Genomic DNA, 26,089 nt, shown 5'->3' on the forward strand with positions numbered 1-26,089 from the left:
ATGAAAGGGGAACCCATGCCGAACAAAGCCACAGTCCGGGGCGTTCTTTTGGACGCCACGCTTGCGCCGGTCGCCTTTGGCAAGATCGTCGCGACGCTTCACGGCTCGGATGTCTTCGACGGGGGCGTGCGGGTGGTGACGCAAAAGGTCGAGGCGACGACCGGCGCGCAGGGGGAATGGTCGCTGGAGCTGATCGTGAACGGCGAGGGCGAGGCGGGCACCACCACCTGGACCGTCGAAGGCTATAACCAATATGTCGTCAAGGTGTTCGAGGCCAAGGCGCTGTTCCTGGCCTCGGCGCTGGCGGTGACGCTGGGCGATCTGGAGCGGATGAGCGCCCAGAACCTGCGCGCGGCGCGCGAGGCCGGCGCGGCGCGGCTGGTCGTGGCCTCGGATCATGAAAGCTACCTGGCCCTGCCCGAACGCGAAAGGCGGCCAGGCGACCTGGTGCTGGTCAAGCCGCAATAGCCGCCCCCGCAGGGCTGGCGCATCGCGGTCCCGCTTTGCCGGGGCCGTTTTTTTTGGCCCTCGCTCCTTCAAGACCGCCGGGGCCGGCAGGATGGCAACACCGGCGGGGCCAAGGGAACCATCGCCGCGGCCTCTCGTTGAACTCGCCGGGAATAGGCCTATTCTGAAACCGGCCATTCTTCCACCACGAAAGGACGAAGCCGGATGACCACCCAGACGCAGGCCAGCGCCCAAGCTGCCTTGGACGAGATCCACACCGTGACCGCGGTCGTCCTGCCCGAACCGCCCGCAGCCACCCCCAGCCTGACCGAGGCCGAGCCCGCCGTCGCCACCGAGATCCGCCGCCGCATGGACGAAATCGACATCCGCGATTCCGGCTCGATCGTGCATTTCGGCGCCCGCGCCCAGAACGAATTGCAGGAAATCAGCCAGGCCATGCTGGCCGATGTCAAGAACAAGGATGTCGGCCCCGCCGGCGAATCGCTGCGCGAGATCGTGACCACCATCCGCGGCTTTTCCGTCAGCGAACTGGACGTGCGCCGCGAGCGTAGCTGGTGGGAAAAGCTGCTGGGCCGCGCCGCCCCCTTTGCCAAGTTCGTCGCCAATTACGAAGAGGTGCAGGGCCAGATCGACCGCGTCACCGCCGACCTGGACCAGCACCAGCACCGGCTGCTTAAGGACATCAAGTCGCTTGACCTGCTTTATGACCGCACGCTGAACTTCTATGACGAACTGGCGCTCTATATCGCCGCGGGCGAAGAGAAGCTGGCCCAGATCGACCAGGGCGACATCCCCGCCAAGACCGCCGCCGTCGAGGCCGCGGCCGAAAACGACAAGGTGATGGCGGCGCAGGAATTGCGCGACCTGCGCTCGGCCCGCGACGACCTGGAACGCCGCGTCCACGACCTGCGGCTGACGCGGCAGGTGACGATGCAGTCGCTGCCCTCGATCCGGCTGGTCCAGGAAAACGACAAGTCCCTGGTGACAAAGATCAATTCCACGCTGGTCAACACCGTGCCGCTGTGGGAAACCCAGCTTGCCCAGGCCGTCACCATCCAGCGCAGCGCCCAGGCCGCCCGCGCGGTCAAGGAAGCCAACGACCTGACCAACGACCTTTTGACCGCCAATGCCAAGAACCTGCGCGAGGCGAATGCCCAGATCCGCAGCCAAGTGGAGCGCGGCGTTTTCGACATCGAGGCGGTGCGAACCGCCAATGCCGAACTGATCTCGACCATCGAGGACAGCCTGCGCATCGCCGACGAAGGCCGCACCCGCCGCGCCGCCGCCGAAGAGGACCTCAGGACCATGGAGGCCGAATTGCGCAACACCCTTGCCGCGGCCAGCGCCGGATCCACAACGCCGGCCGCAAAGACACCGTGACCCGGACCGCCCGCCCCTGCCTGCCGCACCGGACCGCCGCGCTGGCCCTGCTGCTGGCGCTGCTGGCCGCCTGCGCGCCCGAGCCGCCGGCCGAGCGGCCGCCCAGGGCGCCGGCATCGCTGCCCTCAGTGCCGGCCGCCCCGCCGCCGGTCGATCATGCCGCGCTGCGCCGTGAACGGGCCGAAAACGCCCGCGCCGCCGCCGCCCGCGCCGAAGCCGCCGCCGCATCGCCCGCAAGCCAGGCCATGCGCGATTATCTGGCCGGGGTCGAACAGGCGCTGATCGCCCGCGGCCGGCTGCGCATCGACGACGGCGCCGAAATCGCGCTGACCGCGGAAAAGCTGGCCGAGGATTTCATCGAAGTCGCGCTGCATGACGAATATGCCCGCGAGGGCGGCAGGCTGGTTTCGCGCCCGACCCCCGCCCCCTTGCGGCGCTGGCAGCAGCCGGTGCGGTTGCGGCTGGAATTCGGCGATTCCGTGGCCCCCGACCAGCGCGCCCGCGACCGCGCGGAAATCGCCGGCTTTGCCGGCCGGCTGGCGCGGCTCAGCGGCCACACGGTCGCCCTGACCGGGGGGGCGGGCAATTTCAACGTGCTGATCCTGAACGAGGACGAGCGCCGCGCCATCGCCCCGCGCCTGTCCGCGCTGATGCCCGGCATCCCGGCCGGCGACATCGCCGCGCTGCGCGACCTTGCGCCGCAAAACCATTGCACGGTTTTCGCCTATTCCACCGGCAATTCCCCGGTCTATGCCCAGGCCGTGGCGCTGATCCGCGCCGAATTGCCGCCGCGGCTGCGCCGGTCCTGCATCCACGAGGAACTGGCCCAGGGCATGGGCCTGGCCAATGACAGCCCGCGCGCGCGCCCGTCGCTGTTCAACGATGACGAGGAATTCGCCTTTCTGACCCGGCATGACGAATTGCTGCTGCAAATCCTCTACGATCCACGCCTGCGCCCCGGCATGACCGAGGCCGAGGCCCGCCCCATCGTCTTGCAGATCGCCCGCGAATTGCTGGAGACCCAGGCATAGCCCCGCGCCTGGGGACTTGACGCCGGACGGTTGCGGGTCACTATCGCAGGCAAGCGTCCCGCAGAGCGAAAGGCAGCCCCCATGAGCATCTTCGACATCCTCGGCGGCGAGTTCATCGAGATCATCGAATGGACCGACGACACCCGCGACACCATGGTCTATCGCTTCCCGACCGTGGGCAAGGCGATCAAATACGGCGCCAAGCTGACCGTGCGCGAAGGCCAGGCCGCGGTCTTCATCCACGAAGGGCAATTGGCCGACATCTTCGCCCCCGGCCTTTACATGCTGGAAACGAACAACCTGCCGGTCCTGACCCGGCTTCAGCACTGGGACCACGGCTTTCGCAGCCCGTTCAAGTCGGAAATCTATTTCGTCAACACCACCCGCTTCAACGACCTGAAATGGGGCACCCGCAACCCGGTCATCGCCCGCGACCCGGAATTCGGCCCGGTGCGGCTGCGCGCCTTTGGCACCTATTCCATGCGCGTGACCGATCCCGGCCGCTTCATGACCGAAATCGTCGGCACCGACGGCGAATTCACCGCAGATGAGATCAGCTTCCAGTTGCGCAATATCATTGTGCAGGAATTTTCGCGCATGATTGCGGGCGCAGGCATCCCGGTGCTGGACATGGCCGCCAACACCGCCGACCTGGGCCAGATGGTCGCCAAGGCGATCGGCCCGACCATTGCCGCATATGGCCTGGCCATCCCGGAATTCTATATCGAAAACATCAGCCTGCCCGACGAGGTGGAAAGGATGCTCGACAAGCGCACCTCGATGGGCATCGTCGGCGACCTGAACCGCTTTGGCCAATATGCGGCGTCCGAGGCGATGCTGAACGCCTCGAACCAGCCGGGCGGCATGGGCGCGGGAATGGGCGCGGGCATCGGTGCCGGGCTTGGCGCGGGAATGGCCGCCGCCATGGCGCAGCGCCGCCCCTGGGGGGCGGTTCCCCAGCAGGCGCCCCAGCAAACGCCGCCGCCCCTGCATCCCGAAACCGTCTGGCACATCGCGGTGAACGGCCAGCCCGACGGCCCCTATGGCCGCGCCCATCTGGGCCGGCTGGCGCGCGACGGCGGCTTTACCCGCGACACCCTGGTCTGGACCCCCGGCCAGGACGGCTGGAAGCCCGCCGACGAAATCGCCGAACTCGCGCAGCTCTTTACCGTCGCGCCGCCGCCGCCCCCGCCGCCGATCCCCAAGGCCGAGTAAGCCGCGCCGATGCCCAGCCCGCCCACGGAATACCGCTATCCTTGCGAGAATTGCGGCGCGAGCCTGGAATTCTCGCCCGGCCAGCAAAGCCTGGCCTGTCCCTATTGCGGGCACCGCCAGCAGATCGGCCCCGGCGCCGCCCGCGCCCCCGCCCGCCAGCCGCAGCAGGGGCCATGGGGCGAAAGCGCCATCCTGCTTGACCCGGCGACGGGGCGGGCGCTGCAATGGGACGGCGGCCACAAGGCGCCGCAATTGCAGGAACTGCCGCTGGAACGGGGGCTTTCGCTGGACGGCGACAGCGACCTGGCCGAAACGGTGCGCACGCTTTCCTGCCCCAATTGCGGCGCCAAGGTGGAAATCACCAGCGACCGCCACGCCTCGGCCTGTCCCTTCTGCGCCACCGCGGTCGTGACCGATACCGGCGCGGCGCGGCAGATCAAGCCCCAGGGCGTGCTGCCCTTTGTCATCACCCAGGCGCAGGCGAAATCCGCGCTGGAGGATTGGCTGCGCGGCCTGTGGTTCGCCCCCTCGGGCCTGACCGCCTATGCAAGGCGCGGCAAGAGGATGAGCGGGGTCTATTCGCCCTTCTGGACCTTCGACGCCGACACCGCCTCGCGCTACAGCGGCGCGCGCGGCGACTGGTATTACGAAACCGTCCATGTCACGCAGATGGTGGACGGCCGCCAGCAGCGCGTGGCCCGACAGGTGCGCAAGACCCGCTGGACCCCGGTGCAGGGCCAGGTGGCGCGGGATTTCGACGACGTGCTGGTGCTGGCCTCCAGCTCGCTGCCGCGCCGCATCACCGATGCGCTGACCCCTTGGGACCTGTCGCACCTGGTCCCCTATCAGCCCGAATACCTGGCCGGTTTCCTGGCCGAGGGCTATACCATCCCGCTGGCCGCCGGCCATGACATCGCCCGCCAGGAAATGGCCGGGGTGATCGCCATGGACGTGCGCCGCGCCATCGGCGGCAACGAACAACAGGTCCACGGCATCAAGACCCGCCACGCGGCCGAGACCTTCAAGCATATCCTGCTGCCGGTCTGGACCGCCGCCTATCGCTACAACGGCCGCAGCTACCGTTTCGTGGTCAACGGCCAGTCCGGGCGGGTCCAGGGCGAAAGGCCGTGGTCGGCCTGGAAGATCGCCTTCGCGGCGCTTCTGGCGCTGGCCCTGGCTCTTGCGGCGCTTTGGCTGAACGAACGCGCGGGCTTTGTCCGCCTGGGCGCGGCGCCCTCCACGGCGGATATTCCCATCGCCGCCAGTTACCGCTATCAGAAGGCCGGAACAGGCTAAGGCCGGGAAAGAAAAAGGGGGGACGCCGTGATCCTTTGCGCCGGCGAATCGCTGATCGACATGGTGCCGCAAGCCGACGCCTGGCGCGCGCTGCCGGGGGGCGCGGTCTACAACACCGCCATCGCGCTTGGCCGCATGGGCGTGGATACGGGTTATCTCTGGCCGATTTCGCGCGACGGCTTCGGCCAGGCGCTGCTGCGCCCGCTGGCGGCGGCCGGGGTCGATACCGGCCTGTGTCCCCGCAGCGACCGGCTGACCACGCTGGCCTTCGTCACCCTGGCGGGCGGCGAGGCGCGCTATTGCTTTTATGACGAAGGCACGGCCGGGCGCATGTTCGCCCCCGAAGACCTGCCGCAGATCCCCGATACCGTCTCGGCGCTGTTCGTCGGCGGCATCAGCCTGGTGCCCGATCCCTGCGGCGCCGCGGTCGAGGCGCTGGTGGAACGCCTGCATGGCCGCATCCCGGTGATGCTGGACCCCAATATCCGCCCCTTCTTCATCGCCGACGAGGCAGCCTATCGCGCCCGACTCGACCGGCTCATCGCCATGGCCGACCTGGTCAAGCTTTCGGGCGACGACCTGGAATGGCTGATGCCGGGCGCCAGCTTCGAAGAGGCCGCCGCCGCCATCCTGTCCCGCGGGCCGCGGGTGGTCTTCCAGACCGGCGGCCAGGCCGGGGCGCGGGCGCATTGGTCGGGCGCGCCGCTGGCGGCCCCGGCCCTGCGGGTCCAGGTCGCCGACACGATCGGCGCCGGCGACACCTTCAACGCCGGGGTGCTGGCGGCGCTGGACCGCGCCGGGCTGCTGACCCGCCAGGGCCTGGACCGCCTGACGCCGCAGGCGCTTGTCCAGGCGCTGGCGCTGGGAACCCGCGCGGCGGCGATCACCGTCTCGCGCCCCGGCGCCGACCCGCCCTGGGCGGATGAACTGGACGCGCTGCCGGGCTGAAGGACAGCCGCCGCCCGCCTTTCTCCGTTTTCCAAATACCCAAAACGCAAGGGCGCAGCCGCAGCCCCGCCGCCCGCCTGGCGCCGCCGTCCAGCCTTGAAATCCGCCCGGCCCGGCCCAAGATAGGCTCTTCAGGCCCAGGCAACAGGCAGGAGAGCGAATGCCATCGCAGGGCGAAGGCGGCGAGACCGGCTTGCAACCCGACCCGGCTTGCGGCGACCGAAAGCGGCGGCGCGGCGGCACGCGCCTGCGCGAAAGGCGGCACCTGTCGCAATTCCTGACGCAGCTTGCCCAGGACGACAGCCGCGAGCGGATCAGCGTCACCGACCTGCTGGTGCTGCTGGAAGGGCGGGCAACCGCGGGGCTGCTGCTGCTGTTCGGCTTTCCCAACATGCTGCCGATGCCGCCGGGCACCTCGGGCATCCTGGGCCTGCCGCTGGTCTACCTGTCCTTGCAGATGATGCTGGGCCGGCCGCCCTGGCTGCCCCGCTTCATCGCCGAACGCTCGTTGCCGCGGGCGGATTTCGCGGCGATCATCCGGCGCAGCACCCCGTTTCTGGCACGGGCCGAAAGGCTGCTGGCGCCGCGCATCGCCGCGCTTTCATCGCCGGTGGCCCTGCGCCTGGCGGGGGCGCTGTGCTTTGGGCTATCGCTGGTGCTGCTGCTGCCGATCCCGCTGGGCAACATGCTGCCCGCCGCGGCGATCTGCGTCTTCGCGCTTGGCGTGCTGGAACGCGACGGGCTGTGGATGATCACCGGCTGCCTGCTGGCGGTGCTGTCATTCGCCGTGGTGTCCGGCGTGGTCTGGGCATTCTTGCGCGGCCTTGCCCTGCTTTTGGGCTGACGCGCCCGGCCCCTCCCCCAGGCGCACCGGCGGGTGTCCGGGACACGGCAAGCCCCGGCCACCCAAGACCGCCTAGCTTGCCGGCAGGCCCACCCCGCCGGCCGAAGCCGCGCTCAGCGCGATGAAGTTCAGCGCCTGCTGGCGCACCGCCGCGGCCAGTTCCTGGCGCGCCGACAACAGGCTGCGTTCGGCATCCAGTACCGGGAAGAAATCCGCCTCGCCCAGCTCATAGGAACTGCGGGTCAGCGCCACCGTCTCGCGCGCATTCTCGACCAGGCGCGATTGCGCGGCGACGGCGCGGGCGTCGCGGTTATAGCCGGCCAGCGCGTTCTCGACCTCTTCGACCGCGCCCAGGACGGCGCCCTGCCAGGCCAGCCGCGCCTGTTCGGCCCGCGCCTGGGCCGCGGAAAGCTGCGCCCGGTTCGCGCCGCCCGAAAACAGCGGCAGCGAAATCTGCGGCCCGAAGCCCCAGCTTTCGCCATTCGTGGGCGTGATCGACCCCGAAAGCGTCAGCCGCGGGTAAAAGGCCGCCCGCGCCTCGCCGACATCGGCGGCGGCGGCGGCCAGGTTGCGCTCGGCCATGCGCACGTCGGGGCGCACGCGGACCACATCGGCCGGCACGCCGACGCTGGCGCCATAGCGGGCGCGCGGCTGGCCGCCGCCGCCGCGCAATTGCGCGGCCAGCTCGGCGCTGCGTCCGGCGGTCAGCGTGGCCAGCCGGTTCACCGACTGGTCGAACCCGACCTCCAGCCCCGGCAGCGCCGCCTCGGCCTGGGCGACCAATTGCTCGGCCTGCAAGACCTCCAGCCGCGACACGCTGCCCAGGGCGTCCTGGGTGCGGGTCATCTCCAGCGTGCGGCGGCGGCTTTCCAGGCTTTGCCGGGTCAGGGCCAGCGCCTGTTGATAATAGCGCGCATCGACATAGGCCGAGGCGATGGCGCTGGCCACGGTCAGCCGCGCCACTTCCGCCGACAGATAGGCCGCGTCCAGCCGGGCCGAGGCCCCCTGGCGCGCCGCCTGGTTCTGGCCGAACAGGTCGACCAGCCAGGACACGCCCAGCGTCGCCGAGTCGCTTTCGACGATGCCGCGCTCGTCCCGGTTGCGCGCGGCCGAGCCCTGCACATCCACCTGCGGCAGGTCGGCGGCGCCGATCACGCGGGCGCCGGCCTGGGCCTCGCGGATGGTGGCGACCGCGGTCAGCACGTCCAGGTTGCGCCGCAGCCCCAGCGCCACCAGCCCGTCCAGCCGGCTGTCGCGAAAGGCCGCCCACCAGGCATTGGCCCCGGCGCGGCGGGCGGGCGAATTGGCGGCAAAGCGGGCCGCCACCTCGGCCTGGGGCGCGGCATAGCGGACCGGGTTACAGGCGGCCAGCGCCAGGCTGGAGGCAAGCCCGGCCAGGATGCCGCGGCGGGAAAAAGGCAATGACTGGGTCATCCGAAACTCTCTGTTGGGTGGCCCGGATCGCGGGCGCGAAAGGAACGGGCGGGGGCGGCTCCAGACCGCCCCTGCCATGGGTTGCGGCGCGTCTCAAGCGGTCGTATCGCCGCGGGCGGGCGCGGGTTCGCGGCGGCCGGTCAGCCGGCTGACCGCGCCCAGCACGAAAACGAAGAACACCGGCACGAAGAACACCGCCAGCACCGTGGCCGCGACCATGCCGCCGATGACCCCGGTGCCGATGGCGTTCTGGCTGGCCGCAGACGGCCCGGTGGCGATGGCCAAGGGCACCACGCCCAGCGTGAAGGCCAGCGAGGTCATCAGGATCGGCCGGAAGCGCAGCTTGGCCGCCGTCACCGCCGCGTCGATCAGGCTTTGGCCCTGCTGGCGCAGGTCCTTGGCGAATTCCACGATCAGGATGGCGTTCTTGGCCGACAGGCCGATGATGGCGATCAGCCCGACCTTGAAATAGATGTCGTTGGGCATGTCGCGCAGCATGACCGCGACCACGCAGCCCAGAACGCCCAGCGGCACCACCAGCATCACCGACAAGGGGATCGACCAGCTTTCGTAAAGCCCCGACAGCAACAGGAACACGAACAGGATGCTCATGGCGAACAGCAGCGTGGACTGGTTGCCGGCCTGGATCTCCTCCAGCGACTGCCCGGTCCATTCATAGCCAAAGCCCTGCGGCAGTTCGCTGGCCAGCCGCTCCATCTCGGCCATGGCGGCGCCGGAACTGTAGCCCGGCCCGGCCGCGCCGGCGATGCGCAGCGCCGGATAGCCGTTATAGCCCACGACCTGCGACGGCCCCTGTTCCCAGGCGACGCTGGCAAAGGACGAAAACGGCACCATGCCGCCGCCCGCATTGCGCACGGTCAGCGCCAGGATGTCCTCGGCCTGCATGCGGGAATTGTCCTCGGCCTGCATGACCACGCGCTGCATCTTCCCGGCATTGGGGAAGTCGTTGATATAGGCCGAGCCCAGGTATTGCGAGATCGTGGCCGAAATATCGGCAAAGGTCACGCCGAAGGCATTGGCCTTTTCGCGGTCCACGGTGACGAAGACCTGCGCGGCCGAGGGCAGCCCCTCGATCCGCAGCCCGGTGGCGATGCCGCTTTCCTGGGCCTTGGCGATGATCTGCTGGGCCGCGGCCATCAGCGCCTCTTGCCCCTGCCCGCCGCGGTCCTGCAAGCGAAAGCTGAAGCCGCCGGTGGCGCCGAAGCCGGGGATCGGCGGCGGCGACAGCGCGAAAGCCTGGGCGTCCTGATAGCCGAACATCTGCATGTTGGCGGCGTCGGCGATGTCCTGCGCCGATTGCTCGCGCTCGGCCCAGTCCTTGAAGGTGATGAACATCAAGCCGGCATTCGGCCCCTGCCCCGAAAAGCTGAAGCCGCGAATGGCGACGGTGTTCTCGACCGCCTCGCTTTGCTGGAACATCTGCGTGGCCTGGGCCAGCACCTCGTCGGTGCGGTTGGAACTGGCCGTGGCCGGGGTCTGGATGTCGGCGATGATAAAGCCCTGATCCTCGTTCGGCAGGAAGCTGGTCGGCAGGCGCAGGAATCCCGCGGCCGTCGCGCCCACCAGCACCAGATAGAACGCCATCATCACCAGCCGCCGCCGCGTGACCAGCCCGACCGCGTTGGTATAGCGGTGGGTCAGCCGGTCGAAGCCGCGGTTGAACCAGCCGAAGAAGCCCTTTCTTTCGTGATGGCCGCCGATCGGTTTCAGGAAGGTCGCGCAAAGCGCCGGGGTCAGCGTCAGCGCCAGGAAGGCCGAGAACAGGATCGACACCACCATGGTCAGCGCGAATTGCCGATAGATGATGCCCGACGAGCCGGGAAAGAACGCCATCGGGATGAACACCGCCGCCAGGACCAGGGTAATGCCGACGATGGCGCCCGAGATCTGGCCCATGGCCTTTTCGGTGGCTTCTCGCGGCGCCAACCCCTCGGTCGCCATGATGCGTTCGACGTTCTCGACCACGACGATGGCGTCGTCGACCAGGATGCCGATGGCCAGCACCATGGCGAACATGGTCAGCACGTTGATGGAAAACCCGGCCGCCAGCATGACCGCCACCGTTCCCATCAGCGCGATGGGCACCACGATGGTCGGGATGATGGTATAGCGGAAATTCTGCAAGAACAGGAACATCACCACAAAGACCAACGCCATCGCCTCGACCAGCGTGTGCAGCACCTTTTCGATGGATGCCTCGACGAAGGGGGTGGTGTCATAGGGGATCTTGTAGCTGACGCCGTCGGGGAAGAACTGCGCCAGTTCCTCCATCTTCTGGTGCACCGCGGCCGAGGTGTTCAGCGCGTTGCCGGTCGCCGAAAGCTGGATGCCCAGCGCCGCCGCCGGCTTGCCGTCGATGCGCGAGGCGAAGCTATAGGTCTCGGCCCCGACCTCCAGCCGGGCCACGTCGCGCAAAAGCACGGCCGAGCCGTCGGGATTGGCGCGCAGCACGATCTTGCCGAACTCGTCCACGTCGTCGAGCTGGCCCTTGATCAGCACGGTCGCGGTCAGTTGCTGGCCGATGGGGTTCGGGTCCGCCCCGACCTTGCCGGCCGCGACCTGGGCGTTCTGCGCCCGCACCGCGGCCACGATCTCGGCCGAGCTGAGGTTCAGCCCGGTCATCTTGGCCGGATCGACCCAGATGCGCAGCGCGCGCTGCGGCGCAAAGACCTGCGCCCGGCCCACGCCCTCGATGCGGCGGATTTCGCCCACCACGTTGCGGTTCAGATAGTCGCCCAGCGCGATATCGTCCATCGACCCGTCATCCGAAGTCAGCGCGACCATCATCAGGAATCCGGTGCCCGCCTCTTCGATCAGCACGCCCTGGTCGACCACGCTTTGCGGCAACAGCGGCTCGACCCGCGCCACGGCGTTCTGCACATCGACTTGGGCGCGGGCGATGTCGGTGCCCGGCTCGAAGGTCGCGGTGATCGACATGGCCCCCGAGGAATCCGAGACGGATTCGTAATAGGCCAGCCCCTCGACGCCGTTCAACTCGTCCTCGATGGGCTGGGCGACGGCCTGGTTGATCTCGGCCGGCGCGGCGCCGGTATAGGCGGTCGAGATGGTGATCTGCGGCCAGGCGACCTGCGGATATTGCGCCACCGGCATCCGGGGCAGCGCGATCAACCCGGCGATGACGATGAAGATCGAGATGACCCAGGCCAGCACCGGCCGGTGAATGAAGAACCGTGCCATCGCCCTATTCCTCCTGCACGGGCGCTTCGGCCGCCGCGTCGGCGCCGGCCGGCACCGGCGGCTGGGCCGCGTCCACCGGCTGCGCCACCACCTTGGCGTCGGGGTAAAGCTTCTGCGCGCCGGCGACCACGACCCGGTCGCCCGGCTCAAGCCCGCTTTCCACCAGCCAGCGGCTGTCGGTGGTCTGGCCCAGGGTGACGTCGCGGCGCTCGACCGTCTCGGCGTCCTTCAGCGCGTAGACATAGGCCTGGCCCGACTGGTCGCGCTGCACCGCCATCTGCGGCAGGGTCAGGGCGTTGTCGCGCATGGCCTGTTCGATCCGCACCCGGACATAAAGGCCCGGCAGCAGATCGCCGTCGGGGTTGGGAAATTCGGCGCGCAGGGTGATCTGCCCGGTCGAACTGTCCACGCTCGCCTCGGAAAACAGCAGCTTGCCGGCATGGGCATATTCGCTGCCGTCGTCAAAGATCAGCCGGACCTTGGCCGCGTCGGCCGATACCATCGCCAACTGCCCCGCCGCCAGGGCCCGGCGCAGCGCGAACAGTTCGGACGAGGATTGGGTGAAGTCCACATAGACCGGGTCAAGCTGCTGGATCGTCGCCATGATGTCGGTCTGGGCATTGACCAGCGCCCCTTCGGTCACAAGGGCGCGGCCGACCACGCCGTCGATGGGCGCCGTGACCTTGGTATAGCTCAGGTTCAGCTCGGCCTCTTGCAGCGAGGCGCGGGCAATGGCCACATCCGCCTGGGCCTGGGCCAGGGCGGTCGCGGCATTGTCCAGGTCCACCCCGGCCGTCACCTTGCGCTCGCGCAGGGCGCGGGCGCGCTTTTCCTGGTCGGCGGCGTTCAGCGCCGTCGCCTCGGCGCGGGCAAGCGTCGCCCGCGCCGAGGCGACGCGCACGTCATGGCTCGCCGGATCCAGGCGATAAAGCACATCGCCCGCCTCGACCTTGCCGCCCTGTTCAAAGACCCGCTCGACCACGATGCCGCCGACGCGCGGCCGCACCTCGGCGATGCGGGTCGCGGCCACGCGGCCGGGCAATTCGTTGATCACCGGCAGCGCCTGGGGCGTCATCACCTGGACGCTGACCTGCGGCGGCGGCAATTGCTGGGCCGCGACCGGGGCGGCCGCCATCAGGCAGCAAAGCACAAGCCCGGCGCGGACGCCGGGGGACAGTCTCATGGTCATGGTTCTTTCCTGGATTCGGAAGGTTGGGTGTCAGTCTCCGGCTGCGCCGGGGTCGCTTTCCGCGACCGCCATCAATTCATCAAGGATCTCGTTGCGGGTTTCCTGGTCGAAGCGGTGAAAGCCGAAATATTCCAGGAACGACATGCCATGCAGCGTCAGCAGCGCCATCAGCATGCGCCGCCGGTCTGCCGCCTCGGCCGCCACCGTCTGGGCGTCGCCGGCCAGAAGATCACGCATGATCTCGCGGCATTCCGCATGTTCGCCCATGCTGGCGCTGATCAACAACGCCATGTCCATTTCCTCGTCGGTCGGAACCCGGCGATATTCGTCGATCAAGGCGCGCAGCCGGGCGTTCGGCTCGCCCTCGCGCCGCGCCCGCACCTCGGCAAAGCGCGCCTGGTGCTGCGCCAGCTTGTGGCGGATAAAGCCGGCCAGCAGCCCGGCCTTGCTTTCGCAGTCATAGACCACGCTGGACTTGCTGATCCCCGCCTCGCGCGCGACGGCGTCGATGCTAAGCCCCGCAATGCCCGAGCGACGCGCCACCCGTTCGATGGCGGCCATCAGCTCGTCGCGGTCGATCGTGCGCTTGCGTCCCATATCCGGCCTGATAATTTCAATACGATCGTTCGTCTATAATCCGGTCCCGGACCTGTCAACACCCGAAAAACTGCGACAACACGGTTGCGTGGAATGCGAAAACCGCGGTCGCATGGCGATGCGAACCGCGCTAGAAGCGTCGCAAAGCCGGGCCGTCCCGGCCTGGACCGCGCCCGGTCCGACCCATCCCACCCGGCGGCCGGCAGGCCGGACGACACGGAGCATCCGATGCGCAAAGCCGCCCTTCTGGTCCTGATCGCCCTGGCGCTGGCCGCCCTTTGGGCCGGGCTGGCCGGGACCACCCAGGGCCAGTCCTCCGCGCCCGCCCATGTCAGCGCGCCGGTGACGCGGGGCGATGTCGAAATGGCGGTGATGGCCGAGGGGCGGCTGAAGCCGCAAAACCTGGTCGCGGTCGGCGCGCAGGTTTCGGGGCGGATCACCGAACTGGCGGTCAGCCTGGGCCAGCGGGTGGAACAGGGCGACCTGATCGCCCAGATCGATTCGGTCCAGCAGACCAACGAATTGCGCACCGCCCAAGCAGCGCTGGCCAATCTGCGCGCGCAGATGGCCGAACGCCAGGCGGTGCTGGTGCTGGCCGAAAAGACCCTGGAGCGGTCGGAAAGCCTGATCCGCTCATCGGCCGCGGCGCGCAGCACCATCGACAGCGCCCAGCAGGATGTCGCGGTCGCCCGCGCCCAGATCGCCGCGCTTGAGGCGCAGATCGCCCAGGCCGAGGTGGCGATCGAGATCGCCCAGACCGACCTGGACTATACCCGCGTCACCGCGCCCATCGCCGGCACGGTGCTGGCCATCGTCAGCCAGGCCGGGCAGACGGTGAACGCGGTGCAATCCTCGCCCACCATCGTCGTGCTGGGGCAGTTGGACCGCATGAACGTCCATGCCGAGATTTCCGAGGCCGATATCGGCAAGGTCGAGCCGGGCCAGCAGGTGCGCTTCACCCTGCTTGACGACAGCGGCCGCAGCTATCGGGGCGTGCTGGCCTCGATCGCGCCGGCACCGCAAAGCATCGTCAACGACAGCGCCCTGCAAGGCGGCAGCACCACCGACAGCGCCAGCAGCGCCATCTATTACACCGGCATCATCCCGGTCGAAAACCCCGACGGCCGCCTGCGCAGCTATATGACCGCGCAGGTCAGCATCATCCTGGGCGCGGCGCAGGACGTGCTGACCATCCCGTCCAGCGCGCTTGGCCCGCGCAACCCGGACGGCAGCCACCAGGTCCGGGTGGTGGCCGCGGGCGGCGCCATCCAGACCCGCGACGTGGTGATCGGCCTGAATGACAAGGTCGTGGCCGAGGTGGTTTCCGGCCTGGACGAGGGCGAGCGCGTCGTGACCGGCGAGGCAGGCGCGGCGCCCTCGCCCGCGGGCGGGCGCAGCCCGCGGCGCATGATGGGGCCGCTGGGTGGCTGAGATGGGCGACCCGCTGATCCGGCTGCGCGGCATCACCCGCGCCTATCCCTCGGGCGAGGGCAGCTTGCAGGTGCTGACCGACATCGACCTGGACATCGCGCAGGGCGAATTCGTCGCGGTCATGGGCGCCTCGGGTTCGGGCAAATCCACGCTGATGAACATCCTGGGCTGCCTGGACCGGCCGACATCCGGCAGCTACCTCCTGGACGGGCGCGAGGTCTCGCGGCGCGATCCGGGCGAACTGGCGGCGCTGCGCCGGGAAACCTTCGGCTTCATCTTCCAGCGCTATCACCTGCTGGCCGAGATGACGGCGCTGGGGAATGTCGAGGTGCCGGCGATCTATCGCGGCCTGCCGCGCGAGGCGCGCCGCGCCCGCGCCCGCGACCTGCTGGACCGGCTGGGCCTGGGCGACCGGCTGGCGCACCGGCCGGGCCAGCTTTCGGGCGGCCAGCAGCAGCGCGTCTCGATCGCCCGCGCCCTGGTCAACGACGCCCGCGTCATCCTGGCCGACGAACCCACCGGCGCGCTCGACAGCCGCAGCGGCGAAGAGGTGCTGGCCATCCTGGAACGGCTGAACGCCGAAGGCCGCACCGTCATCATCGTCACCCACGACCCCAAGGTCGCCGCCCGCGCCCGCCGCGTGGTGGAAATCGCCGACGGCCGCATCATCGCCGACCGCCGCACCGACGCTTCCACCGATGCGGCGCGGCTGGCCGCGCCCGAACAGCCCCGCGCCGCCGCCCCGGTGCTGGGCCGGCTGGCCGAGGCGCTGCGCATGGCGGTGCTGGCCATGCGCGCCCACAAGCTGCGCAGCTTCCTGACCATGCTGGGCATCATCATCGGCATCGCTTCGGTCGTCTCGGTCGTGGCGCTTGGCGAGGGCTCGCGCCAGCGCGTGCTGCAAAACATCGCCGGGCTGGGCACCAACACGCTGCAAATCTATCCCGGCCGCGACTTCGGCGACATGCGCTCGGGGCGGGTGACGACGCTGGTCACCGCCGACGGCGCGGCCCTGGCGCGCCAGCCCCATGTCGCGTCGGTCAGCCCCACGGTCTCGACCAGCCAGACCCTGCGCTTCGGCGCGACCGAGGCCGGCGCCCAGATCAGCGGCGTGGGCGAGCAATATTTCGACGTGGCCGGCATCACCCTGACCCAGGGCCGCGGCTTCGATGCGGCCGACGTGGCGGCGATGGGCCAGAACGTCGTCATCGACGAGAACACCCGCAACAGCCTGTTCGGCGACGGCCCGGCGCTGGGACAGGTCTTCATGGCCGGCAAGGTGCCCTTGCGGGTGATCGGCGTGGCCCAGGCGCAGAACCGCGGCCCCGGCGGCTCGACCAGCCTGACCATCTATGCCCCCTATACCACGGTGCAGGCGCGCTACCTGGGCTCGACCAGCGTCAGCGGCCTGACGCTGCGCGTCGCGGACGAGGTGGACATGGCCCTGGCCGAGCAGATGGTCACCGACCTGTTGACCCAGCGCCATGGCAGCAAGGATTTCTTCATCGTCAACAACGACCAGATCCGCCAGACCATCACCTCGACCACGCAGACGCTGACGCTGCTGGTCGCGGCCATCGCGGTGATCTCGCTGCTGGTGGGGGGCATCGGGGTGATGAACATCATGCTGGTTTCCGTCACCGAGCGCATCGGCGAAATCGGCCTGCGCATGGCGGTGGGGGCGCGGCGCGGCGACATCCGCGCGCAATTCCTGATCGAGGCGGTGCTGGTCTGCGTCATCGGCGGCGCGGCCGGCATCCTGGCCGCGCTTGGCTTCGGCCTGGCCTTTGAACGCTTCAGCAGCAATTTCACCCTGGTCTATTCGGCCGCCTCGATGGTGGCCGCGCTGGCCAGCGCCTGCGGCATCGGGCTGGTCTTCGGCTACCTGCCCGCGGTCAACGCAGCCAAGCTCGACCCCGTGACCGCCCTGGCCAAGGGGTGAAACCGTCCCCCGGCCGCGGCGCGGCGATCATGCCGCCCGGCCCGCATCGCCGCGATGCCTGCCGGGCGGCGGTCCTGTCTCTTGCATGCCGCCCGCGCCGCCCCTATATTCCAAGCGTCCGGGTTCGCCCGGACTATGGACATAAACGCGCAGGTAATAAGCGGATCGGACCCGGGGGCGGTACCCGGCGGCTCCACCATCAATCCCTCGTTGGGGGCGCATGGGGCCGAAACAGAATCGACGAACGTCTAAAGCTGTTTGCTTTGTCTCGGTGAGCTACCACCGTCATCGGTGCAAAATGTACAGTTGCCAACGACAACCGTGCTCCGGTCGCTCTGGCTGCGTAAGCAGCTCGGGTAACCGAAACTTAAGCCCTTGCGCCTAGCAGCGTAAGGCGGGGCCCGCAGGAGCCTGGCAACAGAATCCTGCACTTTATTCCTGCCTTCGTAAGCATCTGTTTTCCCTGCCTAATGGGTTTCCAGTTTTGCAACGGTTTTACAGTTTCCGTTCCCGGTATGTGCTGAGAACGGTTTGAGCCGCCGCCACGCGGTCTTGATGGCGGCTGTAACGCTCGACCATTTCGACCGACATTCCGATGGTGTCGCTGATCTGCTGACCGGTGTATCCGGCGCGCCGCAGACGGATGACCGCGTTCGCCCTGAGCCCGTGCCAGACGACGCCGTCGAGTTCTTCGTGCTTGTCGCGGTAGTCGTCGAAGACCTTCCACAACTGATTCGAGCTGACCGGCTTGCCGATGTTCTTGCCGCTGTCTTGCAGCAGGAACGGCCCCGGCCGCTTTTCCCATGTCGCCATTTCCGCTTCGAGCTCGGGGAAGATCGGGCAGACCGGGCGGACGCCGGTCTTCTTCTGGCGCAGGCTGATCGTGTCGCCGTCGACATCAGTCCAGCCCATGCGGATGATGTCGCTGGCACGCTGGCCGGTGTAGCGGGCGAGGAAGAAAGCCCGGCGCAGCATCCCGGTCAGGTTCTCTTCCGCGAAGACCAGCTGGTCATCGGTCCATGGCTCATGCCCGCCTTTCGACTCGAAGGTCTTCACGCCGTGGACGGGATCGGAATGCAGCAGCCCGACGGGACCGCGCGCCCATGAGCACATGCTGCGAAGGGCATAGAGGATGTTGTTGGCCCGGCCGGGCTTCTTGTCGCCGATCTTGACCATGAGTTCTTCGACATGGGCGGGGCGCAGGTCTTCGGCTGGCAGGTTGCCCCATAGCTCACGCACGACTTGCAGATAGCGCCGATACTGCGACTGCGTGGCCGGGGTGATCTTCTTTCGCGCCGATGGCCAAGAGGCGATGTAAGCGTCGATCAGGGCGCCGATGGTGTCTGTCCGTTCAGCGATGCCTTCGAGCTGGCGGATGGCGGTCCAGAATTCGGGGGATCGGGGATCGTCGGGAAGGCGGATGCGAGCTCCTGCGTTCGGCGTTCCCCTTCCCGGCTGAAAGTAGAAGTAATCTCGGCCCCGCGCCTTCACCCGATGAACGCCGCGCGGCAGTTCGATCTTAGGTGACACGGCCTAGCGCCTCCTTGAACGGGTCCGTCGATGCCTGCGGCGGAGCCAGCTTGTCGACCACCTCGGGCCAGTAATACCGAACCGCCCCGGCGGTGTAGCGGCGCGGCGCAGGCAAGATGCCCTGCCGCGTCCATTCATCGACGGTCGAGACGCTGGCGGACAGTTCCGCCGCCAGGTCTGCTTTCGAAAGGAACATCGGCGGACGGTCGCCTTTGACGAGGGGACGCTTCATCAGGCGACAACTCCGTCGATCATGATGTCGGCAAGCGTCAGATCCTCCCCGGCCCTGTGTCGGGTCAGCCTGCTGGACACCCATTCATGGAATTCTTCGATGGTGAATCGGCTGGATGCCAGCGCGCGGACGCCGGTCATGAAGATCAGTCGGGAAATTTCGTCCAGCTTGCGCACCCGATCCAAGACATCCAGTTCGTCTTCGGTCAAGTCGGTCATGGTCCTGCCTCCTATGCTTCCTGCCGTTCCATCCGCTCGCGGACGGCTCGGACGATCTCAGAATTCTGGCTGCTGGCGTTCTTGGCAGCCTGCTCGATCAGCCATGCCTTCACATCGGCGGGCAATCGAAGGGGGAATGCGGGCTTTACTTGCATGGTCCTCTCTCAAGTGCGGATAATTGTCACTTCATAGTGACATTAGATGTGCAGTTGATGTCGGTCAAGAGTGACGTTAGACGTCACATGCAAGATGACACGAGGAAGCCATGGCCAAGGAACCATCAGAGGATACGCCAGCGGGACATGAGAATATCCGGCGCGTGTATGCCTTACCTGCTGAGATGGTCGACCGAATCACCAAGTTCCAAAGAGACAAGGGCTTGGCGTCTGAGGTTGAGGCCGTGCGGCGCTTGCTTGATGAGGCTTTGAAATCGAGGGACGATCTCGACACAATCATAAATCGACTGCTGTCCAAGCTAGGGCAGGTCAGAATTGCTGCCGAGGCAGCACGGGATGTGTTGGTCGGACATCCCTTGGTCGTGGGGATGAATTTCGGAGACAGCTCGGTGTCATTTCAGCTGAAAAACGGCGATCAGGCGACGGTTTTTGAAAGCGGGCACGTTTCGATTAAGAACAACGAATGGACCCCACACGACAAAGGCAACCTTTATGCTGGCGGGGGAAGGGACTTCCCGTTCTAAGGAAACAGTGATGGCAAACGCTATCTGGTATTACAACCGAAACGGAGAGCCAGCCTTCTATCGGGATGGCGACAACGCGTATCGACACGGAAAACGCCTGTATTGGATTTCGGGCGGCAATTGGTATTCGAACGCTTCGGGCGCGGCACGCCGAGAGCTGTATGAGTCTGGGAAATGGCTGTTCGATAACAGCGGGACTGGCCAGTTCTATCGTAGCTAAGCTCACCACTCCATTTGCCAAAGACCGATCCATGCAGACGATCCGTGACCCTCTGACCGCCTACAACGAGCGCGTGAAGCTGTTCGCCAACTTCCTGAACGCGACCGCCCTCGGACTGATCGGGTTCGCTGTTCTGCGCCCACTGACGGAAAGCCTGAGCAACGCCAGCCTGTCCACGCTATGGTGGGGTGCAACGGGACTCGCAATTCACGGCGTTTCCCACTACATTATGGGCAGGATACGCAAGGAGGTGAAGGAATGACGTTCTTCGAGTTCATCGTCCCGGTCGTCGCCCTGGCTGTTGCTGGCGTCGGTATCCTTGTGCTGCGCCGCGAAGAGCGCAAGCTGGACCGCCGCAACGGTGGCCCGAAACATCACCCTGCCGAGTAGCTAAGCCTCGGCCAGCATCGCCAGCATCATGCCTTCGGGGCGTGGATCTTCCCGTAGCTCGAACATCCGGCCGTCGACATGGACCCACCATTCGGATGTCACCTGCCGGGCGTCGGCGCTGTCGCGGATGGTGACGACTGCCGGGGCCTTCGATTGTAGCCGGGCCTGCATCACCGCCTCGGACCCGCGTAGATAGCGCACATGCGCCGCGCAGGCGAAGCGCAACAGCCAGTCCTGCACGACCTGTCCGTCCTCGTCGACGGCCTCGTAGGGCTCATAAAACCGCGCCCGGCTGGTCAGGTCTGATGCTTGCATGTGTTTGCCCTCTGGCGGATGCCCCGGCATTTCTGGGAACAGGTGACTTGCTCATGCCGGTGCGGCTTGAATATCCGGCCGCAGACCGGACAAGGTTTCGGATGTTTCTGGCGCCGATGCGTCGAATAGCAGGCATGGCAGCAAAACGGCCCGTGCCCGCGATATGACATTCCGCAATGGCGACACTTCCGCCGCTCCGCCCGCAGGTCACGCTGCGATGCCGACTGGCAGGCTTTGCCGCAATAAATGACGCCCCGGCGCGCTTCTATCGGGATTGGCCCTTGGCACCATAGGCAGGTGCGCCCTGCGCATTCCTCGGCATGGAGTCGCGCCCGCCACGCTCGCGCCGCGCACTTAGGATTGCAATATTCGCGTTTCAGCGTGCAGCCTTCGGGAAGAGGCTTGCCACAATGCCCGCAATGTCCGCCGTCGGTGTCGATCATAGCCGTTGCACCGCAATATCGAGCGCCCTTTGGTCTGACGCTTCGCGCAGGTATTCGATGCTTTTCTGATGCGACGATGCACAAAGGCGGGAACAGAACTTGTAATGCCCCTCTGGCAGCTTCTTCCCGCAGCCCCGCCTCGCGCAGCGGGTGCGCTCGATCAGCGTCCCGGCCTCGATGGTCCATTCGGGCTGCCCCTCGTTCCATGTCGGGCGCACGGCTCGCACCACGCGGAAAGCGTCGTCCAGCAGGTCACGGGCGCAGAGGTCGGCGGTCAACCAGCCCCAGCCCTGCCGACACAGGTCAGACCGGATGCCAGCGCGGAGGGGGCCTTCCAGACCGAAGAGACTGCCGGTGTCGCCTGCCTCGAACGCCATGCGGATGACGCGGGCCAATTCGCGGACCAGGATGTTATAGCGGCCTTCGCCAAGACGCCCGCGTCGAGCGTCCCGTGCCCGCCGCTCTTTCCGGTTGATGAGATGGGCGGGCATCTGCAACACGGGCTTATTCCTCTTTCGGCGCGGCCTTCTGTTCGGACTGCATATTCATGGGGCTGAGGAAGACGTCGGCATCGGGATCGGACCGCAAGTTCAGATGCTCGAAGCGGCGCAGGTCATTGGCGCTGTAGAGCCCCGTTTCCCGGCCGATCCGATAGCCTTGCAGGCGGGTCAGGAAGTCGGCGCGGACCAGAAGGTCGGTGTCGAATTCGACCTCATGGCTGCGGCGCCCGGCATCGCTGAACAGGTCGCGCATGATGGCCTCTTCCCAGCGCACCAGCCAGGGCTGCACGGTCCCGGCCGCGAATTGGCGGCGCAGCTCGACGACGTTCGAGTAGTTCGCCCCCGACAGCTCTTGCAGCAGCGGCGGGGGGACGTTGAAGATTCGGGCGACTTCCAGCACCGCCAGGCGGCGGGCTTCCGACAATTCGGCATCATGGGCGGTCGAGGATACCGGCACCCAATCGCTGCCCTCTTCCAGAACGCCGATCTTGCCCGCGTTCTCGGCCCCGCCATACAGTGCATTGAGACTATCGCGCAGGGTGCGGGCAGCGTCCGGGCCAATCTGTTCGGGATGCTTCACAAAGCCGCTGAGGCGGGCGCCATTGCGCCAGATGGATTGTGCAAAGCGTTCGGTCGCCACGGCGCCGCCCAGCGCCTCGCGGCAGCGGTCCAGCCGTGACCGGGGCGTGAAGGGATCGTCCCAACGGTCGCGGATCGTGAAGACCTCGTCGGGTAGCAGGCGCCGGGTGCCGACCTCGTCGCTGACCTGATAGCGGATGCGCCGGGTGCCGGGGATGCGCTCGATGGTGATCTGCCCCGGATGGATCGGCCACAGCGCCACGGGGCGCCCGTTGCCGTCGCGCTCGATCTCGGCATAGGCGGCGCCGTGAATGAGGCAGTTCGCCTGCATCATGGCGACCATTTCTGTCGCGGTCTGCAAATCGTTCGGGCTCTTGAACAGCCGGGCCACGGGGTGCGACGCCTCGGCGTTGCGGACGCCCTCGCCCTCGGTCCGGTAGACGCTGACCGGCAGCGCGGCCACCGCCTCGGAAATGACCGTGATCGCGTTGAAGGCTGCGGCATTGCCCTCAATGACGGCGGGCGCGATGTAGCCCCCGGCCAGCGATGGCAAGCCCATGGTCGCCAGCAAGTCCCAGGACGATGCGCGAGTCTCGGGCTTCCGGCCGAAGATGCGGTCGATAATGCTCATAGGCAGGTATCCAGAAAGCGGCGGGCGGCGACCAATTTGCCAGACGCGGCCAGTCGCCGCCTCGCCTGCACTATTGTCCCGTCGTAGGCAGGGAACGCCGAGACAATGCTGATTTCGTGAAGATTGATGCTGCGAAGCTCGCGGCGGGTGTCGTGCCAGCGTTCATCCTTGACCGTGAAGCCGAAGGATGCGCCGCCCACGTCGCCACGTTCCGCCAGTTCGAGGATGTCGCGGCCGATACTGGTATTCGGCACGTCGAGCTCGAAGTGCAGTCCGCGCGTGTCCTCGGCCAGCCGCAGCGTCCCTGAGCGGGTGCGGGCGAGAACAGCGCGCTGGTCATGGTCGGCAAGGGCAAGGATGTCCCTGCCCTCTGCCAGCGTGTCCTTGAAGGCGCCGGGGATGATGACTTCGGTGAAGTCCCTGATGCGAGTATCCTGACCGAAGACGGCGGCATAGCCTTCCAGCTTCCGACCAGCAGCCCGAAGTTCAATCGACGCCCGGCGTTCCATCTTAGCTGCCCGCGCCCAGATCGGTTGCGACCGCGAAGCTCTCGCCGTGGCGGACAGCGACATCGACGTCCTGCATCGCCCGGACCTGCACCCGGCCCCGTGCATAGGCGCTATCGCCATACGGGTTGACCAGAAGATCCAGCCCCGACCAGCGACCGATCAGCAGTTGCGACCATGCGCCGAAGATGACGGTCCCGTCGGTCATCGCGGTGGACGTGCCGACGCCATAACCGGCCAGGCTGCCCGGCTCGGTCATCAGGAAGCCATGTTCGGGTTCGCCCGAAACCTTGTTCGTGCCGCGCAGGGTGGCGACAGCGGCCGGGTTCATGGCCCAGTTCAGAGAGCCGATGTCGGCGTCCTCGTTCTGGATGTCGGCAATCATCGCCAGCACTTCCGCCCAGCTGGGCGTCGCCAGCGTCGAGGAAGCCACGCTGGTCGCGTTCACCACGCCGATGGGCACGGTTGGGCCCAGGATCTTCGCGTGAATGGAGCGCAATTCGTCGGTCGGTCGCAGCGCGCTTTGCCAGCCGCGTTCCCCCGGACGACGACGGTCATGCTCGATCAGGCCGAGGCCGTCGAGGAAGTCGACCTGTGACACGACCTTGCGATAGGTATAGAGCCCGTTGCGGTATCGCTTGGGCATCTCATAATGGCGAGCGGTTCGGCTGTAACTGATCCATCCGTCGGCGTTGCAGATGTCGAGGATGATCGCCGCCCCGGTCGGCGCGACGCCTATTTCGGCTTCGAACGCCTTCCAGAGATGCTTCGTTTCGAACCGCAGCGAAAGCGGCTGCTGGCTCACTAAAGCGAGCCCTCCACCAGCCCGGCCAAGCCAGCGTCGGTGAGCGATTGGCGCACCTGATTGGCGTGGCCCGGCGACAGACAGAAGATGACTTCCGTCGGGGCGCTGGGGCGGTGGACCGTAACGACCGTGCGCCCGTCGATCCACTCGATATGGAACCAGCCGCCCTTGCGTGTCGCCAGGTGATCGGCCAGCGTCAGTGTTTTACAGCCGGGGTCAGTGTTCTGGCTTTGCCCCTGCTTTTCGCGCAAGTCCTTGGAAAACAGTTTCGCTTCCGCCTCAAGCGGATGACCTGTTTCCGATGAAATCCTGCACCTTCCCCCTTTCCATCTGGTTTTTCGGCGCGCGCGGGCCTATTTCGGGCGCATGCAAGGGAATGCCGCCATGAAAGACCTGACCTCTTCCGATGCCGATGCGCTGATCGCGGATCTGGGCGCCAAGGCGCGCGCCGCCGCCGCCGTGCTGGCCGAAGCCAGCGCCGAGCGCAAGCACGCCGCCCTGATCGGCGCCGCCGACGCGATCCTGAAGGCCGAAGGCGCCATCCTCGACGCCAATGCCGAGGATCTGCATTACGCCCAGGAAAAGGGCCTTTCCCCCGCCATGCTCGACCGGCTGACGCTTGATCCGGCGGGCATCCGCGCCATGGCCGAGGGGCTGCGCGCGGTCGCGGCGCAAGCCGATCCCGTCGGCCGGGTGCTGGCGGAATGGGACCGGCCGAACGGGCTGAATATCCGCCGCGTCGCCACCCCGCTGGGCGTTATCGGGGTGATCTATGAAAGCCGCCCCAATGTCACCGCCGATGCCGCGGGGCTGGCGCTGAAAGCCGGCAATGCGGTGATCCTGCGCGGCGGTTCGGAAAGCCTGAACAGCTCGGCCGCCATCCACCGGGCGCTGGTGACGGGCCTGGCCCAGGCCGGCCTGCCCGAAACCGCGGTGCAGATGGTGCCGACCCGCGACCGCGCCGCCGTCGCCGCCATGCTGCGGGCGCAGGAATTCATCGACGTGATCGTGCCGCGCGGCGGCAAGGGCCTGGTCGGGCTGGTGCAAAGGGAAGCCCGCGTGCCGGTCTTTGCCCATCTGGAGGGCATCTGCCACGTCTATGCCGACCGGGACGCCGACCTGGACAAGGCGCGGCGCGTGGTGCTGAACGCCAAGACCCGGCGCACCGGCATCTGTGGCGCCGCCGAATGCCTGCTGATCGACTGGCAGTTCTATACCAAGCACGGCGCGGTGCTGGTCCAGGACCTGCTGGACGCCGGGGTCGAGGTGCGCGCAGCTGGCGAGCTTGCCAGGCTGCCCGGCACCGTCCCGGCCGAGGACGCGGATTTCGGACAGGAATTCCTGGACAATATCATCGCCGTCAAGCTGGTCGATGGCGTCGAAGAGGCGATCGCCCATATCCGCCGCAATGGCTCGGGCCATACCGAATCGATCCTGACCGAAAGCGACGCCACCGCCGAGCGTTTCTTCCAGGGGCTCGACAGCGCCATCCTGATGCGCAACGCCTCGACGCAATTCGCCGATGGCGGCGAATTCGGCATGGGGGCCGAGATCGGCATCGCCACCGGCAAGATGCATGCCCGCGGCCCGGTGGGCGCCGAACAGTTGACCAGCTTCAAGTATCTCGTCACCGGCGACGGCACCATCCGCCCCTGAGGCGCGCGGCCTTGGCGCCGGGCTTTTCGCAAGCGCCGGGACCCCCGGCCTAGGGTCTGTTGAGATTCATCGTGAGTTGATCAGGGCTGCCACAGCGTAGATCATGGCCTCAAAGGATGTATCGGTCTTTTCGGACCGCATGGCGATACGCTTGAACTCCTTGAGTTTGCAGAAGAAGTTCTCGATGAGGTGGCGGCGCTTGTAGAGTTCGGGATCGATGATCAACGGCGCGCGGCGCTGTGGACGCTGCGAGATGCAGATCAGCGCGCCGCGTGCGTTCATCTCGGCGATGATCCAGTTGCTGTCGAAGGCCTTGTCGGCCAGCATCGCATTGAAGGCGAGCCCCTCGATCAGCGGCGCGACCCCAACC

At 67.3% G+C, this 26,089-nt stretch carries 29 protein-coding genes and 1 other RNA gene; 15 read left to right on the top strand and 15 right to left on the bottom strand.

All coding sequences use genetic code 11. The features are described 5' to 3' along the window. Nucleotides 1-15 precede the first annotated feature (15 nt). The 7 genes from F3H32_RS15815 to F3H32_RS15845 all read left to right on the top strand — a co-directional run bounded on the left by F3H32_RS15815 (nucleotide 16) and on the right by F3H32_RS15845 (nucleotide 7,182). Nucleotides 16-468: a hypothetical protein gene (locus tag F3H32_RS15815; protein ID WP_149766663.1), complete on the top strand. Its 453-nt coding sequence runs from the start codon at nucleotides 16-18 to the stop codon at nucleotides 466-468. A gap of 204 nt (nucleotides 469-672) precedes the next feature. Beyond that, nucleotides 673-1,848 carry a toxic anion resistance protein gene (locus tag F3H32_RS15820; protein WP_149766664.1) on the top strand — a complete coding sequence of 392 codons (1,176 nt, stop codon included), beginning with the start codon at nucleotides 673-675 and terminating at the stop codon, nucleotides 1,846-1,848. Beyond that, a complete protein-coding gene (locus F3H32_RS15825; RefSeq protein WP_149766665.1) occupies nucleotides 1,845-2,879 on the top strand; it encodes a DUF2927 domain-containing protein in 1,035 nt (344 codons plus the stop codon). The genes F3H32_RS15820 and F3H32_RS15825 overlap by 4 nt, the downstream gene beginning before the upstream one ends. Nucleotides 2,880-2,960: 81 nt before the next feature. Next, on the top strand, nucleotides 2,961-4,094 hold the full coding sequence (locus F3H32_RS15830) for an SPFH domain-containing protein (RefSeq protein WP_149766666.1): 1,134 nt from the start codon (nucleotides 2,961-2,963) through the stop codon (nucleotides 4,092-4,094). Between the two features lie 9 nt (nucleotides 4,095-4,103). Continuing rightward, on the top strand, nucleotides 4,104-5,390 hold the full coding sequence (locus F3H32_RS15835; protein WP_149766667.1) for a zinc ribbon domain-containing protein: 1,287 nt from the start codon (nucleotides 4,104-4,106) through the stop codon (nucleotides 5,388-5,390). A gap of 27 nt (nucleotides 5,391-5,417) precedes the next feature. Then, complete coding sequence (locus F3H32_RS15840; protein WP_149766668.1) at nucleotides 5,418-6,338, top strand: carbohydrate kinase family protein; 921 nt, start codon at nucleotides 5,418-5,420, stop codon at nucleotides 6,336-6,338. A 160-nt stretch (nucleotides 6,339-6,498) separates the two neighbouring features. Next, nucleotides 6,499-7,182, top strand: a complete 684-nt coding sequence (locus F3H32_RS15845) for an exopolysaccharide biosynthesis protein (protein WP_149766669.1) — start codon at nucleotides 6,499-6,501, stop codon at nucleotides 7,180-7,182. A 72-nt stretch (nucleotides 7,183-7,254) separates the two neighbouring features. Here F3H32_RS15845 and F3H32_RS15850 read toward each other — a convergent pair whose 3' ends face one another. From F3H32_RS15850 to F3H32_RS15865, 4 genes are all read right to left on the bottom strand, one after another. Then, nucleotides 7,255-8,616 (bottom strand): efflux transporter outer membrane subunit, encoded by a 1,362-nt coding sequence (locus F3H32_RS15850; RefSeq protein ID WP_149766670.1) that lies wholly within the window; start codon nucleotides 8,614-8,616, stop codon nucleotides 7,255-7,257. A gap of 93 nt (nucleotides 8,617-8,709) precedes the next feature. Then, nucleotides 8,710-11,835 carry an efflux RND transporter permease subunit gene (locus F3H32_RS15855; RefSeq protein ID WP_149766671.1) on the bottom strand — a complete coding sequence of 1,042 codons (3,126 nt, stop codon included), beginning with the start codon at nucleotides 11,833-11,835 and terminating at the stop codon, nucleotides 8,710-8,712. 4 nt (nucleotides 11,836-11,839) lie between these two features. Next, the gene (locus tag F3H32_RS15860; protein WP_149766672.1) at nucleotides 11,840-13,024 is read right to left on the bottom strand and encodes an efflux RND transporter periplasmic adaptor subunit; all 1,185 of its coding nucleotides are present in this window, start codon (nucleotides 13,022-13,024) and stop codon (nucleotides 11,840-11,842) included. A 30-nt stretch (nucleotides 13,025-13,054) separates the two neighbouring features. Then, on the bottom strand, nucleotides 13,055-13,621 hold the full coding sequence (locus F3H32_RS15865; protein WP_149766673.1) for a TetR/AcrR family transcriptional regulator: 567 nt from the start codon (nucleotides 13,619-13,621) through the stop codon (nucleotides 13,055-13,057). A 228-nt stretch (nucleotides 13,622-13,849) separates the two neighbouring features. On the opposite strand from F3H32_RS15865, the gene F3H32_RS15870 reads away from it, so the two are divergent. From F3H32_RS15870 to ssrA, 3 genes are all read left to right on the top strand, one after another. Further along, a complete protein-coding gene (locus F3H32_RS15870; RefSeq protein ID WP_188128688.1) occupies nucleotides 13,850-15,052 on the top strand; it encodes an efflux RND transporter periplasmic adaptor subunit in 1,203 nt (400 codons plus the stop codon). Nucleotide 15,053: 1 nt separating this feature from the next. Further along, complete coding sequence (locus F3H32_RS15875; protein ID WP_149766687.1) at nucleotides 15,054-16,994, top strand: MacB family efflux pump subunit; 1,941 nt, start codon at nucleotides 15,054-15,056, stop codon at nucleotides 16,992-16,994. Between the two features lie 77 nt (nucleotides 16,995-17,071). Then, nucleotides 17,072-17,426, top strand: a transfer-messenger RNA (tmRNA) gene (gene ssrA, locus F3H32_RS15880). 63 nt (nucleotides 17,427-17,489) lie between these two features. Here the strand turns inward: ssrA and F3H32_RS15885 are convergent. From F3H32_RS15885 to F3H32_RS15900, 4 genes are read right to left on the bottom strand one after another with little or no spacing between them, the layout of a single operon-like run. Next, on the bottom strand, nucleotides 17,490-18,524 hold the full coding sequence (locus F3H32_RS15885) for a site-specific integrase (protein ID WP_223191498.1): 1,035 nt from the start codon (nucleotides 18,522-18,524) through the stop codon (nucleotides 17,490-17,492). Continuing rightward, on the bottom strand, nucleotides 18,514-18,720 hold the full coding sequence (locus tag F3H32_RS15890) for a helix-turn-helix transcriptional regulator (protein ID WP_188128689.1): 207 nt from the start codon (nucleotides 18,718-18,720) through the stop codon (nucleotides 18,514-18,516). The genes F3H32_RS15885 and F3H32_RS15890 overlap by 11 nt, the downstream gene beginning before the upstream one ends. A gap of 35 nt (nucleotides 18,721-18,755) precedes the next feature. After that, entirely contained in the window at nucleotides 18,756-18,974 is a 219-nt protein-coding gene (locus F3H32_RS15895) for a hypothetical protein (RefSeq protein WP_149766676.1), read from the bottom strand. 11 nt (nucleotides 18,975-18,985) lie between these two features. After that, a complete protein-coding gene (locus F3H32_RS15900; RefSeq protein ID WP_149766677.1) occupies nucleotides 18,986-19,129 on the bottom strand; it encodes an Arc family DNA-binding protein in 144 nt (47 codons plus the stop codon). A gap of 110 nt (nucleotides 19,130-19,239) precedes the next feature. Between F3H32_RS15900 and F3H32_RS15905 the strand changes: the two genes are divergently transcribed. From F3H32_RS15905 to F3H32_RS18125, 4 genes are read left to right on the top strand one after another with little or no spacing between them, the layout of a single operon-like run. Beyond that, entirely contained in the window at nucleotides 19,240-19,674 is a 435-nt protein-coding gene (locus F3H32_RS15905) for a hypothetical protein (RefSeq protein WP_149766678.1), read from the top strand. A gap of 10 nt (nucleotides 19,675-19,684) precedes the next feature. Beyond that, complete coding sequence (locus tag F3H32_RS15910; RefSeq protein ID WP_149766679.1) at nucleotides 19,685-19,894, top strand: hypothetical protein; 210 nt, start codon at nucleotides 19,685-19,687, stop codon at nucleotides 19,892-19,894. 31 nt (nucleotides 19,895-19,925) lie between these two features. Beyond that, nucleotides 19,926-20,156, top strand: a complete 231-nt coding sequence (locus F3H32_RS15915; protein ID WP_149766680.1) for a hypothetical protein — start codon at nucleotides 19,926-19,928, stop codon at nucleotides 20,154-20,156. Further along, complete coding sequence (locus F3H32_RS18125; protein WP_262494994.1) at nucleotides 20,153-20,284, top strand: hypothetical protein; 132 nt, start codon at nucleotides 20,153-20,155, stop codon at nucleotides 20,282-20,284. Before F3H32_RS15915 ends, F3H32_RS18125 begins: the two co-directional genes overlap by 4 nt. Here F3H32_RS18125 and F3H32_RS15920 read toward each other — a convergent pair whose 3' ends face one another. The 6 genes from F3H32_RS15920 to F3H32_RS15945 form a co-directional block, all read right to left on the bottom strand. Further along, nucleotides 20,285-20,599 carry a head-tail adaptor protein gene (locus F3H32_RS15920; protein ID WP_149766681.1) on the bottom strand — a complete coding sequence of 105 codons (315 nt, stop codon included), beginning with the start codon at nucleotides 20,597-20,599 and terminating at the stop codon, nucleotides 20,285-20,287. A gap of 439 nt (nucleotides 20,600-21,038) precedes the next feature. After that, nucleotides 21,039-21,533 carry a hypothetical protein gene (locus F3H32_RS15925; protein ID WP_223191499.1) on the bottom strand — a complete coding sequence of 165 codons (495 nt, stop codon included), beginning with the start codon at nucleotides 21,531-21,533 and terminating at the stop codon, nucleotides 21,039-21,041. A gap of 13 nt (nucleotides 21,534-21,546) precedes the next feature. Continuing rightward, a complete protein-coding gene (locus F3H32_RS15930; RefSeq protein ID WP_149766682.1) occupies nucleotides 21,547-22,752 on the bottom strand; it encodes a phage portal protein in 1,206 nt (401 codons plus the stop codon). Beyond that, nucleotides 22,749-23,261 (bottom strand): HK97 family phage prohead protease, encoded by a 513-nt coding sequence (locus F3H32_RS15935; RefSeq protein WP_149766683.1) that lies wholly within the window; start codon nucleotides 23,259-23,261, stop codon nucleotides 22,749-22,751. Before F3H32_RS15935 ends, F3H32_RS15930 begins: the two co-directional genes overlap by 4 nt. 1 nt (nucleotide 23,262) lies before the next feature. Then, nucleotides 23,263-24,063: a phage major capsid protein gene (locus tag F3H32_RS15940; protein ID WP_149766684.1), complete on the bottom strand. Its 801-nt coding sequence runs from the start codon at nucleotides 24,061-24,063 to the stop codon at nucleotides 23,263-23,265. Continuing rightward, nucleotides 24,063-24,314 (bottom strand): hypothetical protein, encoded by a 252-nt coding sequence (locus F3H32_RS15945; protein ID WP_149766685.1) that lies wholly within the window; start codon nucleotides 24,312-24,314, stop codon nucleotides 24,063-24,065. Before F3H32_RS15945 ends, F3H32_RS15940 begins: the two co-directional genes overlap by 1 nt. Before the next feature lie 133 nt (nucleotides 24,315-24,447). Here F3H32_RS15945 and F3H32_RS15950 point away from each other — a divergent pair, with 133 nt between their 5' ends. Further along, nucleotides 24,448-25,719 carry a glutamate-5-semialdehyde dehydrogenase gene (locus F3H32_RS15950; RefSeq protein ID WP_149766686.1) on the top strand — a complete coding sequence of 424 codons (1,272 nt, stop codon included), beginning with the start codon at nucleotides 24,448-24,450 and terminating at the stop codon, nucleotides 25,717-25,719. Between the two features lie 66 nt (nucleotides 25,720-25,785). Here the strand turns inward: F3H32_RS15950 and F3H32_RS15955 are convergent. Then, a partial coding sequence (locus F3H32_RS15955) for a transposase (protein WP_149766516.1) occupies nucleotides 25,786-26,089 on the bottom strand: 304 nt, incomplete at its 5' end.

The organism is Paracoccus thiocyanatus (genome assembly GCF_900156255.1).
In the GTDB taxonomy this organism is placed as follows: Bacteria; Pseudomonadota; Alphaproteobacteria; order Rhodobacterales; family Rhodobacteraceae; genus Paracoccus; species Paracoccus thiocyanatus.